Annotated in this window: 12 protein-coding genes; 6 read left to right on the forward strand and 6 right to left on the reverse strand. The window is 52.3% G+C overall.

Going from position 1 to position 12,511, the window contains the following annotated elements; genetic code table 11:
- Positions 1 to 125: 125 nt before the first annotated feature.
- Both HV352_RS11890 and folM read left to right on the forward strand, forming a co-directional pair.
- Complete coding sequence (locus HV352_RS11890) at positions 126 to 1,508, forward strand: amino acid permease (RefSeq protein ID WP_016153028.1); 1,383 nt, start codon at positions 126 to 128, stop codon at positions 1,506 to 1,508.
- A 36-nt stretch (positions 1,509 to 1,544) separates the two neighbouring features.
- Positions 1,545 to 2,267: a dihydromonapterin reductase gene (folM, locus tag HV352_RS11895; RefSeq protein WP_049041460.1), complete on the forward strand. Its 723-nt coding sequence runs from the start codon at positions 1,545 to 1,547 to the stop codon at positions 2,265 to 2,267.
- On the opposite strand, the gene HV352_RS11900 is transcribed toward folM, so the two are convergent.
- Positions 2,264 to 2,599, reverse strand: a complete 336-nt coding sequence (locus HV352_RS11900) for a GlpM family protein (protein ID WP_016153026.1) — start codon at positions 2,597 to 2,599, stop codon at positions 2,264 to 2,266. The two genes, folM and HV352_RS11900, sit on opposite strands and share 4 nt — an antisense overlap.
- 117 nt (positions 2,600 to 2,716) lie before the next feature.
- Between HV352_RS11900 and rstA the strand changes: the two genes are divergently transcribed.
- Positions 2,717 to 3,460, forward strand: coding sequence for a two-component system response regulator RstA (gene rstA / locus HV352_RS11905; protein ID WP_016153025.1), 744 nt, complete (start codon positions 2,717 to 2,719; stop codon positions 3,458 to 3,460).
- A 148-nt stretch (positions 3,461 to 3,608) separates the two neighbouring features.
- Here rstA and HV352_RS11910 read toward each other — a convergent pair whose 3' ends face one another.
- Together HV352_RS11910 and HV352_RS11915 are read right to left on the reverse strand one after the other, a co-directional pair.
- The gene (locus tag HV352_RS11910) at positions 3,609 to 4,637 is read right to left on the reverse strand and encodes a HoxN/HupN/NixA family nickel/cobalt transporter (protein ID WP_101700679.1); all 1,029 of its coding nucleotides are present in this window, start codon (positions 4,635 to 4,637) and stop codon (positions 3,609 to 3,611) included.
- Between the two features lie 120 nt (positions 4,638 to 4,757).
- A complete protein-coding gene (locus tag HV352_RS11915) occupies positions 4,758 to 5,597 on the reverse strand; it encodes an aminoglycoside phosphotransferase family protein (RefSeq protein ID WP_047417565.1) in 840 nt (279 codons plus the stop codon).
- 191 nt (positions 5,598 to 5,788) lie between these two features.
- Here HV352_RS11915 and HV352_RS11920 point away from each other — a divergent pair, with 191 nt between their 5' ends.
- Positions 5,789 to 6,580 carry an MBL fold metallo-hydrolase gene (locus HV352_RS11920; protein ID WP_065554468.1) on the forward strand — a complete coding sequence of 264 codons (792 nt, stop codon included), beginning with the start codon at positions 5,789 to 5,791 and terminating at the stop codon, positions 6,578 to 6,580.
- Between the two features lie 22 nt (positions 6,581 to 6,602).
- On the opposite strand, the gene HV352_RS11925 is transcribed toward HV352_RS11920, so the two are convergent.
- Positions 6,603 to 6,947 carry a DUF1294 domain-containing protein gene (locus HV352_RS11925; RefSeq protein ID WP_104652092.1) on the reverse strand — a complete coding sequence of 115 codons (345 nt, stop codon included), beginning with the start codon at positions 6,945 to 6,947 and terminating at the stop codon, positions 6,603 to 6,605.
- Between the two features lie 65 nt (positions 6,948 to 7,012).
- Between HV352_RS11925 and rstB the strand changes: the two genes are divergently transcribed.
- Together rstB and tus are read left to right on the forward strand one after the other, a co-directional pair.
- Positions 7,013 to 8,314, forward strand: coding sequence for a two-component system sensor histidine kinase RstB (rstB, locus tag HV352_RS11930; RefSeq protein WP_181634761.1), 1,302 nt, complete (start codon positions 7,013 to 7,015; stop codon positions 8,312 to 8,314).
- A gap of 73 nt (positions 8,315 to 8,387) precedes the next feature.
- A complete protein-coding gene (gene tus / locus HV352_RS11935) occupies positions 8,388 to 9,317 on the forward strand; it encodes a DNA replication terminus site-binding protein (protein WP_019076745.1) in 930 nt (309 codons plus the stop codon).
- Here the strand turns inward: tus and fumC are convergent.
- Both fumC and fumB read right to left on the reverse strand, forming a co-directional pair.
- Positions 9,314 to 10,717: a class II fumarate hydratase gene (fumC, locus tag HV352_RS11940; RefSeq protein WP_046276337.1), complete on the reverse strand. Its 1,404-nt coding sequence runs from the start codon at positions 10,715 to 10,717 to the stop codon at positions 9,314 to 9,316. The two genes, tus and fumC, sit on opposite strands and share 4 nt — an antisense overlap.
- Before the next feature lie 141 nt (positions 10,718 to 10,858).
- The gene (gene fumB, locus HV352_RS11945) at positions 10,859 to 12,505 is read right to left on the reverse strand and encodes a class I fumarate hydratase (protein WP_016153017.1); all 1,647 of its coding nucleotides are present in this window, start codon (positions 12,503 to 12,505) and stop codon (positions 10,859 to 10,861) included.
- Between the last annotated feature and the right edge of the window lie 6 nt (positions 12,506 to 12,511).

The following is a 12,511-nucleotide window of genomic DNA, read 5'->3' on the forward strand; positions in this document are numbered from 1 at the left end:
TCTCTATCCCCATTGCATGCGTTCTCTTCTCTCCGTAAAATCCCGCGCCTTAGTGGCTTTCACCATTTTTATGCGGTTTGCCAAAATAATTATTCTCTCACTCTCGTTTTTGTCACTGGATACAAATGGAAAAGAAATTGGGTCTGAGCGCACTCACCGCGCTGGTTTTAAGCTCAATGCTCGGCGCTGGTGTTTTCAGCCTGCCACAAAATATGGCGGCGGTAGCAAGCCCGGCTGCATTACTGATTGGTTGGGCGATTACCGGTGCGGGTATCCTTTTGCTCGCCTTTGCCATGCTGATTCTGACGCGTATCCGTCCTGAACTGGATGGCGGCATATTTACCTATGCACGTGAAGGTTTCGGTGAGCTGATTGGCTTCTGCTCCGCGTGGGGATACTGGCTGTGTGCTGTTATCGCTAACGTTTCGTATCTGGTGATCGTTTTCTCTGCGCTCAGCTTCTTTACCGACACGCCGGAGTTACGTCTGTTTGGCGATGGTAATACCTGGCAGTCGATTGTTGGCGCATCGGTGCTGTTGTGGGTGGTCCATTTTCTGGTGCTGCGTGGTGTGCAAACGGCAGCCAGTATTAACCTGGTGGCGACGCTGGCGAAATTACTGCCGCTTGGTCTATTTATCGTGCTGGCGTTTATGCTGTTTAAGCTCGACACCTTTACCCTCGATTTTACCGGCGTAGCGTTGGGCGTTCCCGTCTGGGAGCAGGTAAAAAACACCATGCTCATCACCCTGTGGGTTTTCATCGGTGTGGAAGGCGCGGTGGTGGTTTCAGCTCGTGCCAGAAACAAACGCGATGTCGGACGCGCTACGCTGCTGGCGGTACTCGCCGCGCTGGGCGTTTATCTGCTTGTCACCCTGCTGTCTCTGGGCGTTGTCGCACGTCCCGAACTGGCGGAGATCCGCAACCCGTCAATGGCCGGTCTGATGGTGAAAATGATGGGGCCATGGGGTGAGATTATTATTGCCGCAGGTCTGATTGTCTCCGTGTGCGGTGCTTATTTAAGCTGGACGATTATGGCGGCGGAAGTGCCGTTCCTCGCCTCCACGCACAAAGCGTTTCCACGCATTTTTGCGCGGCAGAACGCGCAAGGCGCGCCATCGGCGTCGCTGTGGCTGACCAATATCTGCGTACAGATTTGCCTGGTGCTGATCTGGCTCACAGGTTCCGACTACAATACGTTATTAACCATCGCCTCAGAAATGATTCTGGTGCCCTATTTACTGGTCGGCGCATTTCTGCTGAAAATTGCCACTCGTCCAATTCATAAGGCTGTCGGTATCGGAGCGAGTATTTATGGCATATGGTTATTGTATGCGTCAGGTCCGATGCACCTGCTGCTGTCTGTGGTGCTGTATGCGCCAGGGCTGCTGGTCTTCCTTTATGCCCGTAAAACACACGCGCATGAAAACGTATTAAAACGCCAGGAAATGGCGCTGATCGGCCTGCTGCTAGTTGCTGCTGTTCCGGCGACCTGGATGTTGATGGGGTAACATTGTCCCCATCGTTCGCGACACATGGAGATTACGATGGGTAAAAAACCCCCTTTGCCAATTCTTATCACCGGAGGAGGTCGACGTATCGGCCTCGCCGTCGCATGGCACTTTATTAATCAAAAACAGCCAGTTATCGTTAGCTACCGCACGCATTATCCGGCTATTGATGGCCTGCGAGATGCGGGCGTGCTGTGTATCCAGGCTGATTTTTCCACCGATGAAGGCGTACTGGCCTTTGCGGATGAGGTCAAAGCACAGACGGATGGCCTGCGAGGTATTGTGCATAATGCCAGTGCCTGGCTTGCAGAAAAGCCCGGTGCGCCGTTAACCGAAGTACTGTCGGCCATGATGCAGATTCACGTCAATACCCCCTACCTGCTCAACCACGCGCTGGAAGGATTGCTGCGCGGGCATGGACACGCGGCCAGCGATATTATCCATTTTACGGATTATGTTGTAGAGCGTGGCAGCGATAAGCACATCGCTTATGCAGCCAGCAAAGCGGCGCTGGACAACATGACCCGCTCGTTCGCGCGCAAACTGGCACCGGAAGTAAAAGTGAACGCGATTGCCCCCTCGCTAATCCTGTTTAACGAGGGTGACGATGCAGAGTATCGTCAGCAGGCATTGAACAAATCACTGATGAAAACAGCGCCGGGTGAAAAAGAGGTCATTGATTTAATTGACTATCTGTTGACCAGCTGTTTTGTCACCGGGCGTAGTTTTGCCCTTGATGGCGGGCGTCATCTGCGTTAGTGCAGTTTAATCCAACAAAAAATAAGCAACCACGCGCTCAGGCCCCAGCACACCACTGAACCGCCGAGCGCAACGGGTAAGCGCATAAATCCAGTGAAATACCACAGCGAAACGAGGTAAACAAAATAGGGAATAATCGACCACATGCTGAAGACAATGGTTGTACGTAACGCTTCGATCCCACGTTCACTGGCCACGATATAGTGGGCAATCAACGCAAAGGTCGGGAACAACGGAATTAATCCGGCAATATAGTAGTTCTTTGTTTTCGCCAGCACACCAATTAACACCACCACCAGCGCACCGAGCGCCGCTTTTATAACGAGTCCCATCACTCTGCCTTAACACATCAATAACATCAGCCCCTAGCATAACGGAAGCGTTCTTGTTTAGAAAAGATTAATGGAAGGAAAAACCGGGGCGGTGTATGTTGGCGTTTTATATTCAAAATGAATGATATGAACACCATCGTATTTGTTGAAGATGATCCCGAAGTTGGCTCGCTGATTGCAGCCTATCTGGCCCGGCATGATATTGAGGTTATCGTTGAGCCTCGAGGTGATTTGGCCGAGGAGAAAATCCTGCAAGTTCAACCCGATTTGGTGTTATTAGATATCATGCTGCCGGGCAAAGATGGGATGACTATCTGCCGCGATTTGCGCGGACGCTGGCAGGGTCCAATTGTCCTGCTCACCTCGCTGGACAGCGATATGAACCATATCCTGGCGCTGGAAATGGGTGCCTGTGACTATATTCTGAAGACAACGCCGCCAGCAGTGCTGCTTGCTCGCCTGCGTCTGCATCTGCGCCAGAATGAACATTCAGTCCAGTCTAAAGGCATTCAGGCGGCAACCATCACGCCGCACACGACGCTGCGCTTTGGCACACTCACTATCGACCCAACCAATCGTTCCGTGCTGCTCGGCGGCGAGCAAGTCTCTCTTTCCACCGCAGATTTTGAATTACTGTGGGAGCTGGCAACCCATGCCGGGCAAATTATGGACCGCGATGCGCTGCTGAAGAACCTGCGCGGCGTAAGTTATGACGGCATGGATCGCAGCGTTGATGTCGCGATTTCCCGGTTACGCAAAAAACTGCTCGATAACGCGACTGAACCCTATCGAATCAAAACGGTGCGCAACAAAGGTTATCTGTTCGCACCGCACGCCTGGGACGATGAACCTCAAATGTAATCCCATCGGGCCGACCATTATACGTTACACCGTCACTTATAATATCACCCAGATTTGGGTGATGAAGATGGTGTGTATCATCACCGCGAATTAGTCAGCCCTCAAGTAAGATCCGAGCCTTCCCTTTCACGGAAGGCTTTCTTTTGTGTTAACTAAACGTCAGCCCGTCGTATTTTTTCCAACGGTAATTTACTGCAGAAATAATCCAGCAGCCGATAAAGACGCCAATAATCGCAAACCCGACATTCCCCATATGGTCACTCAACTCGCTGACGGTATCCCACAAACCTCCCTGGAGCGAAAATGCGTCAGAGAGAAGCCCCAGCGCCTCCAGCCCGCCAATAAATAGCGCAACAATTACCGAGGTCCCGGTGATGGTCATATTGTAATAGAGCTTACGCTGCGGCTTATTGAATGCCCATCCGTAGGCCTCAACCATCAGGATACTGTCAAGGCAGTCAATCAGCGCCATGCCGCAGGTAAACAGCGCCGGGAACACGAGAATTGACCACACCGACATGCCACTGGACGCGCTTGAAGCAGAAATTCCGAGCAGAGAAATTTCAGTAGCGGTATCAAAACCCAGGCCAAACAAAAAGCCGACAAAATACATATGCCAGTCTTTGCCTACCAGCCGAAACGCCGAGCGGAAAAGCCAGTTCAGCGGGCCTGAAACTGTCATATCCTCTGTGGTGCCATCGTAAGTACCGGTGCGTTTTAGATGACGAAAAGCCTTCCAGACATGACAGAAAATAACGAGATTAATGGTAGCCAGAATCAGCAGAAATACGGCAGAGACCGTGGTACCTATCAGACCGCCGACATTCTGAAACCATGCCATGTGTTGCTTAAACACGCTGGTGGTCAACGCAATGCCAATGCTTGCCAGTACCACAATGGTGGAATGCCCCAGGGAAAACCAGGCTCCCGTCGTCAGGGCGCGTTTTTTCTGCTGCATAAGTTTGCGCGTAGCGCTATCTATCGCGGCGATATGATCGGCATCAACAGCATGGCGCAAACCATAGCACCATGCGATCAGACTAAGCGCCAGTAACGACGTGTTGTTGCTAAACGCGGTGAAAGCCCACAGCCACGCCACGATGTTTGCCCCGATGAGTAAGACCATCAACAAAATAATGTTCGGGCGCTTTTTTAATAATAAAAACAATGCGTTCATTGCTCACAGCCTGTCAAATTTGCGCTAAAAAACACACTACACCGCCGTTCACTGATTGATTAATAAAACATTTACCAGGCTAATGATAACTCTAAAGAATTACCAGCCCAGTGTCGTAGATCAAAATTGATTACCCCCAAAAGCGAGTTCCGCGCTCGCTAACTCTGCGATGCGCAGGGGTATCGTGGCGCAGTCTCCTTCTTGCAGAAACCAGGCAGACGACAACCCACACCAGGCAATAATCCACATCAGCAAACGCTGCCGTTCAATCCTCGCGATTTCAGACACAATATTTACCCGTTGTGCGAATCTTTCTGGCTCAATGGCGACAGGTTTGGTGGGATCGGCAAGATCGGGATTAGTAAAAATATTGGCGTAATCAAAGCCACGCTCGCCCACCAGCCCTTTAGGATCGATAGCCAGCCATCCTTTCGTTCCGAAATCAAGAATATTGCCGTGGTGTAAGTCACCGTGCAATACGACTTCATTCTGGGGAGAGGAGAGCAATACGTTTGCCACCTCTGCACAATGCGTCAGGATGCCGCCATGCTTTTTCGCGGCAGGAGCCAGATCGCGAAACCAATAAAGTAGCGGTGTTAACGCAGGCGTTGACGCATTCCGGGGGAGATGGAGTCGACTGGCTGCATGGCAAATAATGCGACAGGCCTGCGCATCATTGCCGGACCAGGACATGTCCGCTAAAGACCCCGCCCCTGTTGCACGTTCTAACAGAATCGCCCCTGCTGCATGAGCAAGCACTTTCGCAGCACCATTCCCGTTCCACCAGACCATTAGTTCGCAGCCGTTTCGTTCACTGTCATCGTCGGTGAGTTTGAGTATGGCTTTCTGACCATCTTTGGTCACCACGGGCAAAAGCTGTGATGTGTGCGTCTCAAGCGGTTGGCCATCAGGAGTAAGTCCCCAACGGCTGAGCCAGGAGTTGAACAGACTATTTTCCAAACATTATCCTCATTTTTTCGCCGGAAATGACCCTCGACAGGGACGGTGTAGACATTATTCCTGCTTTCTGCTGGTTGGGCCACAACGACCCACGCCCACCATTCCTGGCTTATCGTGTAGAGCACTAAAGGGCACACCCTTGCGTATCGGTGTGCCATGCTGACTGTGTTTTTTCAATAGAGGAAGACACGATGATCACGTTATGCAAAGCCTGTGGAACATCCTATGAGGTGGCAGACGCCCTTCCTGAACATTGCGATATCTGCCAGGACGAACGTCAGTATGTCCCCGCGACCGGGCAGGAATGGGTCGATTTTGCCGCACTTTGTGCTTCGCACACAAATAAGTGGCGGCAACATGACAGCGACCTCCTCAGCATCCGCACCGTTCCTGGTTTTGCAATTGATCAACGGGCGTTTATTCTGCGTACTCCGGAAGGCAATATTTTATGGGACTGCATTGCCACGCTCGACGACGCCACAAAAATGCTAATAACGTCCCTGGGCGGGCTTAAGGCCATCGCGATTTCGCATCCTCATTACTACACCACCATGCAAGACTGGGCTGACGAATTTAACGCTCCCATTTATCTCCATGCCAATGACCGCAAGTGGGTAATGCGCGACAGCCCATGGATTAAATTTTGGGATGGCGACACCCTGGAACTGACACGCGACGTCAGTGTGATACGCCTCGGCGGACACTTTGCTGGCGGCTGCGTTCTGCACTGGGCGCGAGATGAAGGCGTGGTGCTTTCCGGCGATATCGTTCAGGTCACCCCTGGGGCGCATGCCGTCTCCTTTATGTGGAGCTACCCCAATATGTTGCCATTGCCAGCCGCAACGGTCAGCGACATTACCCACCGCCTGAGTACGGTGAAATTTAAGCAACTCTATGGCGCGTTTGAAGGGAAAGACATAACGAAAAATGCCGATGACATCGTGCAGCGCTCAGGTGAAAAGTACGTTTCCTGTCTCAAGTAAGCAGGCTGCCTGTCACTGACGTTCACCAGGATGAAATGGGATAGAAATGATAGGCCGCTCCGATGACAGACACATTCACTATCACACTGATAATGAAGTAGGTTTTGAATGGCTGTTTTTGTGTTTTATGGCGAAAGAGTTGTTGAGCGGCTATCGCGCCCCCCCACCCGCCAATAACGCCAAACAGCAGCAAAGTGGACTCCGGCACTCGGCGCCAGGCCCTGCGCGCTGCCATTTTATCCGCACCGTACATTGCCAACGTCAGTATGTTGGCGAGCAAAAACCATATAACAAAGGGATGCGAGGTGAAAATGCAGCCTAACGCTGCGAAAATAAGTAGTAAATAACAACAGCGATTGAAATTCATATTTTTATATCACAGCAATTTTGAGAGTATCGGTGAGCATTATATTATGTATTCGGTGATTTTTTATGAAGAAGCTGTTTGTACAGTTTTATCTCCTGCTGTTTGTCTGCTTTCTGGTGATGACCCTGCTGGTCGGCCTGGTCTATAAATTCACTGCAGAGCGCGCAGGCAGACAATCGCTCGACGATTTAATGAAAAGCTCGTTATACCTGATGCGCAGCGAGCTTCGCGAGATCCCGCCACGTGACTGGGGTAAAACGCTGAAGGAGATGGATTTGAACCTCTCCTTTGACCTGCGCGTTGAACCGCTAAATAAGTACACGCTGGACGTTCAAACAATGCAACGTTTGCGCGAAGGCGATATCGTGGCGCTTGACGATCAGTACACATTTATTCAACGGATCCCACGCAGCCATTACGTGCTGGCCGTCGGCCCGCTTCCCTATCTCTATTTTCTCCATCAAATGCGCTTGCTGGACATCGCGTTGATGGCGTTTATTGCCATCTCGCTGGCCTTTCCGGTACTTATCTGGATGCGTCCGCACTGGCAGGAAATGCTACGACTGGAAGCTGCTGCACAGCGTTTTGGGGAAGGACATCTGGGCGAACGCCTCCATTTTGACAGCGGTTCCAGCTTTGAGCGATTGGGTATCGCGTTTAACCAGATGGCAGACAATATCAATGCGCTAATCGCCAGTAAGAAACAACTTATCGATGGCATTGCCCATGAGCTTCGTACCCCACTGGTACGCTTACGTTACCGGCTGGAAATGAGTGATAACCTCACCGCGCAGGAATCCCAGGCGCTGAATCGCGATATTGGCCAACTGGAAGGGTTAATCGAAGAATTACTGACCTATGCCCGGCTGGACCGTCCGCAAAATGAACTGAAGCTCAGCGTACCGGATCTGGCCGTTTGGCTGACAACCCATCTGGAGGATGTGCAAAGCGTAAACCCTGAGCGTGCGGTGCGCTTACGCCATCTTAATATTGGCGACTACGGCGCGCTGGATATGCGCCTGATGGAGCGCGTACTGGATAATCTACTGAATAACGCCCTACGCTATTGCCAGTCTACGGTGCAAGCGAGCCTGTTATTGAATGGCAATCAGGCAACGCTGGTTGTGGAGGATGACGGTCCCGGTATTGCTCCAGACGCCCGCGAACAGGTTTTTGAACCGTTTGTACGCCTTGACCCCAGCCGTGACCGGGCGACCGGTGGTTGCGGGCTTGGGCTAGCCATTGTTCACTCGATCGCATTGGCTATGGGCGGTACGGTCGTCTGTGATGAAAGTGAACTCGGCGGTGCCCGCTTTTGTTTCAGTTGGCCCGTCTGGCATAACATTCCTGAAATTTCAGCTACCTGACCCATTCGGCTCGGTGGTCAAATGGTGTAGGTTGTGCTATAAAAAAGTATGTTGTAACTAAAATGGTAAATCTATGGCCCGTTACGATCTCGTCGACCGCCTGAACGGCACCTTCCGCCAGATGGAGCAAGAGCTGGCGCTTCTGAACGACAATCTGTTGCAGCAGACGCTGCTGATTGCGCGCGTCTTCTCGTTACCGGAAGTGGCCAAAGAGGCAGAGCATGCCCCACTGCAGAACATTGATGTTAAGCAACATTTAGGTAAAGAGGCTGAAACGCTGGCGCTACGCCACTATCGTCATCTGTTTATCCAGCAACAGTCCGAGAATCGTAGCAGCAAAGCGGCCGTCCGCCTGCCAGGCGTACTGTGTTACCAGGTAGATAACGCAGCTCAGCGCGCTCTGGAAGAGCAAATACAGCGTATTAACCAGCTAAAAACCACCTTCGAGCGCATTGTCACGGTGGAATCAGGGCTGGCACCGGCAGCGCGTTTCGAATGGGTGCATCGCCACCTGCCGGGACTGATTACGCTGAATGCCTATCGTACGCTCACCCTTGTCAGAGAGCCTGCCACCCTGCGATTTGGCTGGGCCAACAAACACATTATTAAAAATCTGAAACGCGATGAAGTACTACAGCAACTGGAAAAAAGCCTGACGTCGCCGCGCAGCGTACATCCCTGGACGCGGGAAGAGTGGCAGGCGAAGCTTGAACGGGAATATCAGGATGTCGCCGCTCTGGGCCAGCAGGCGCGCCTGAAGATTAAACGGCCGGTAAAAGTGCAGCCCATCGCCCGCGTCTGGTACAAAGGAGAACAAAAGCAGGTGCAATATGCCTGCCCGACGCCCTTGATCGCGTTGCTCAACAATGAAAACGGCATGACCGTACCAGATATCGGCGAGTTACTGAATTATGATGCCGACAATGTTCAGCATCGTTTTAAACCTCAGGCGCAGCCGTTGAGATTGATTATTCCCCGGCTGCACCTGTACGTTGCGGATTAACTGCCTGACCGCATACTGCCAACCATCAGTTCCGGGCGTACCCAGCTGTCAAACTCCGCTTCGGTTAGATACCCCAGCGCCAGGGCGGAGGCTTTTAACGTCAGCCCCTCTTTGTGCGCCTTTTTGGCAATTTCAGCGGCTTTATCATAACCGATATGGGTATTGAGCGCGGTCACCAGCATTAGCGACTCGTTGAGCAGTTGATCGATTCGTTCACGATTAGGCTCGATTCCTGTCGCGCAGTGCTCGTTAAAGCTTTCCATACCGTCAGCCAGCAGACGCACCGACTGCAGGAAATTGTGGATGACCATTGGTCGGTAAACGTTGAGCTCAAAATTACCTGACGCTCCGCCCATGTTGATGGCGACATCGTTGCCCATTACCTGACAGCAAAGCATGGTCAGCGCTTCACACTGGGTAGGATTGACCTTACCCGGCATAATGGAGCTGCCCGGTTCATTTTCTGGAATCGAAATTTCACCAATCCCGCAACGTGGACCGGATGCCAGCCAGCGCACATCGTTGGCGATTTTCATCAGCGATGCCGCCAGCCCTTTTAGCGCGCCGTGGGCGTGAACCAGAGCATCGCAGGTGGCTAGCGCTTCAAATTTATTCGGTGCGGTAACGAACGGCGCACAGGTAATGTCCCGCAATTCATCCGCGACCCGACGGGCATATTCCGGATGTGTGTTCAGTCCGGTCCCTACCGCGGTTCCCCCCAGCGCCAGCTCCGCCACGTGGGGTAAGCTGTTTTCAATGTGTCTGAGGTTATGTTCGAGCATTGCCACCCAGCCGGAAATCTCCTGCCCAAGCGTAAGCGGGGTTGCATCTTGCAGATGTGTACGACCAATTTTGACGATATCCGCGAAAGCGTGTGATTTATCACTGAGCGTTTTGGTTAAGACATTTAACTGCGGGATCAGTGAGTTACGCAGCGCCAGCAGCGCGGCAACGTGCATTGCGGTCGGGAACACATCATTCGAGCTTTGGCTTTTATTGACATCATCGTTGGGGTGAACTTTCCGTTCCATCCCCCGCACGCCGCCCAGCAACTCGCTGGCCCGGTTTGCCAGCACCTCGTTCATGTTCATATTGCTTTGCGTACCTGACCCGGTTTGCCAGATGGCCAGCGGAAACTCATCGCGGTGTTTATCCGCCAACACCTCATCTGCGGCCTGCATAATAGCCCTGGCTTTATCCTCCGCCAGTAGCCCGAGATCCTGGTTAACCTTTGCTGCGGCGCGTTTCGTCAGCGCCAGCGCATGGATCAGCGAGACCGGCATTTTCTCCGTAGAGATACGAAAATGCTCCAGCGAACGTTGGGTTTGCGCGCCCCAAAGCTTATCGGCTGGAACATCAATCGCCCCCATTGAATCATTCTCGCGGCGTACCGTTACCATTACCTGCTCCTTACATTAACAATTGATTAGGTTATGTTTCGACATTGCCCATTTGCATTGGTCTTATGAGTATTAACGAGGATTAATCTGTCGTTTGGTGGTTCGTGCGGTAAAAAAAACCGCCCCGAAGGGCGGCTGACGTTACTTAACGCAGCGTGCGCACTGCGACGTCTGAATCTGCTTGAAGAAATCGTTGCCTTTGTCATCCACCAGGATAAACGCAGGGAAATCTTCCACTTCAATTTTCCAGATGGCTTCCATCCCCAGTTCAGGGTATTCCACACACTCCAGACTCTTGATACTGCCCTGGGCCAGCACCGCTGCCGGGCCGCCGATGCTGCCTAAGTAGAAGCCGCCATGCTTATGACAGGCATCGGTCACCTGCTGGCTGCGGTTGCCTTTTGCCAGCATGATCATGCTGCCACCTGCGGACTGAAGCTGGTCAACATACGAATCCATACGCCCTGCCGTGGTTGGTCCAAGCGAACCAGAGGCATAGCCTTCCGGCGTTTTTGCCGGGCCAGCGTAATAGATCGGATGATCTTTAACATACTGCGGCAAACTTTCGCCGTTATCCAGCCGTTCTTTCAGTTTCGCATGCGCAATATCACGGCCAACAATGATAGTACCGTTAAGCGACAGACGTGTAGAAACCGGGTACTGCGACAGCTGAGCCAGGATCTCTTTCATCGGACGATTGAGGTCAACGCGTACCGCTTCGCCTTCTCCCGCCTGGCGCAACTCTTCTGGTATATATTTGCCTGGATTATGCTCCAGTTTTTCGATCCAGATACCTTCACGGTTGATCTTAGCTTTGATATTTCGATCGGCTGAGCAAGAAACGCCCATACCAACCGGACACGACGCACCGTGACGCGGCAGGCGGATCACGCGGATATCATGAGCGAAATACTTCCCGCCGAACTGCGCGCCCAGCCCCAAATTCTGTGCCTCAATCAGCAGCTCTTTTTCCAGCTCCACATCGCGGAATGCCTGACCATGTTCGTTACCTTCGGTCGGCAGCTCATCGTAATATTTAGCCGACGCCAGTTTCACCGTTTTCAGCGTGGCTTCCGCTGACGTTCCACCGATCACAAACGCAATGTGATACGGCGGACAGGCCGCTGTTCCCAGCGTTCGCATTTTCTCAACCAGGTAATTTTTTAATTTGCCCGGCGTAAGCAGCGCTTTGGTCTCCTGGTACAGATAGGTTTTGTTCGCCGAACCACCGCCTTTAGCAATACACAGGAATTTGTATTCATCGCCATCGACGGTATACAAATCTATCTGTGCCGGCAGGTTGGTACCGGTGTTCACCTCTTTATACATATCCAGCGCGGCGTTTTGTGAATAGCGCAGGTTGTCTTCGATGTAGGTGTTATACACACCGCGCGCCAGCGCAGCTTCATCCCCGCCGCCAGTCCAGACGCGCTGACCTTTTTTACCCACGATAATCGCGGTGCCGGTGTCCTGACAGGTCGGCAAAATACCTTTTGCCGCAATATCAGAGTTACGCAGGAATTGCAGGGCCACATATTTGTCGTTTTCGCTGGCCTCCGGGTCACGCAGAATGTCGGCCACCTGCTGTTGATGCGCAGGACGCAGCATAAACGATGCATCATGGAAGGCCTGACGAGCCAGCAGCGTTAAGGCTTGCGGCGCGACTTTAACGATCTCCTGCCCTTCAAATTCGGCAACGGAGACATGGTCGCTGGTCAGCAGATAGTATTCGGTATCATCCTTTTTGAGGGGGAAAGGATGCTGATAATGAAAGGGTTTGTTTGACATTGTGCT

This window comes from Citrobacter sp. RHBSTW-01044 (assembly GCF_013781945.1).
Taxonomy (GTDB): domain Bacteria; phylum Pseudomonadota; class Gammaproteobacteria; order Enterobacterales; family Enterobacteriaceae; genus Citrobacter; species Citrobacter braakii.

What these genes read in the sequence shown, in the direction of transcription:
- HV352_RS11890 (WP_016153028.1), top strand. Translation starts at nt 126, where the DNA reads ATGGAAAAGAAATTGGGTCTGAGCGCACTCACCGCGCTGGTTTTAAGC.
- folM (WP_049041460.1), top strand. Translation starts at nt 1,545, where the DNA reads ATGGGTAAAAAACCCCCTTTGCCAATTCTTATCACCGGAGGAGGTCGA.
- HV352_RS11900 (WP_016153026.1), bottom strand. Translation starts at nt 2,599, where the DNA reads ATGGGACTCGTTATAAAAGCGGCGCTCGGTGCGCTGGTGGTGGTGTTA.
- rstA (WP_016153025.1), top strand. Translation starts at nt 2,717, where the DNA reads ATGAATGATATGAACACCATCGTATTTGTTGAAGATGATCCCGAAGTT.
- HV352_RS11910 (WP_101700679.1), bottom strand. Translation starts at nt 4,637, where the DNA reads ATGAACGCATTGTTTTTATTATTAAAAAAGCGCCCGAACATTATTTTG.
- HV352_RS11920 (WP_065554468.1), top strand. Translation starts at nt 5,789, where the DNA reads ATGATCACGTTATGCAAAGCCTGTGGAACATCCTATGAGGTGGCAGAC.
- HV352_RS11925 (WP_104652092.1), bottom strand. Translation starts at nt 6,947, where the DNA reads ATGAATTTCAATCGCTGTTGTTATTTACTACTTATTTTCGCAGCGTTA.
- rstB (WP_181634761.1), top strand. Translation starts at nt 7,013, where the DNA reads ATGAAGAAGCTGTTTGTACAGTTTTATCTCCTGCTGTTTGTCTGCTTT.
- tus (WP_019076745.1), top strand. Translation starts at nt 8,388, where the DNA reads ATGGCCCGTTACGATCTCGTCGACCGCCTGAACGGCACCTTCCGCCAG.
- fumC (WP_046276337.1), bottom strand. Translation starts at nt 10,717, where the DNA reads ATGGTAACGGTACGCCGCGAGAATGATTCAATGGGGGCGATTGATGTT.
- fumB (WP_016153017.1), bottom strand. Translation starts at nt 12,505, where the DNA reads ATGTCAAACAAACCCTTTCATTATCAGCATCCTTTCCCCCTCAAAAAG.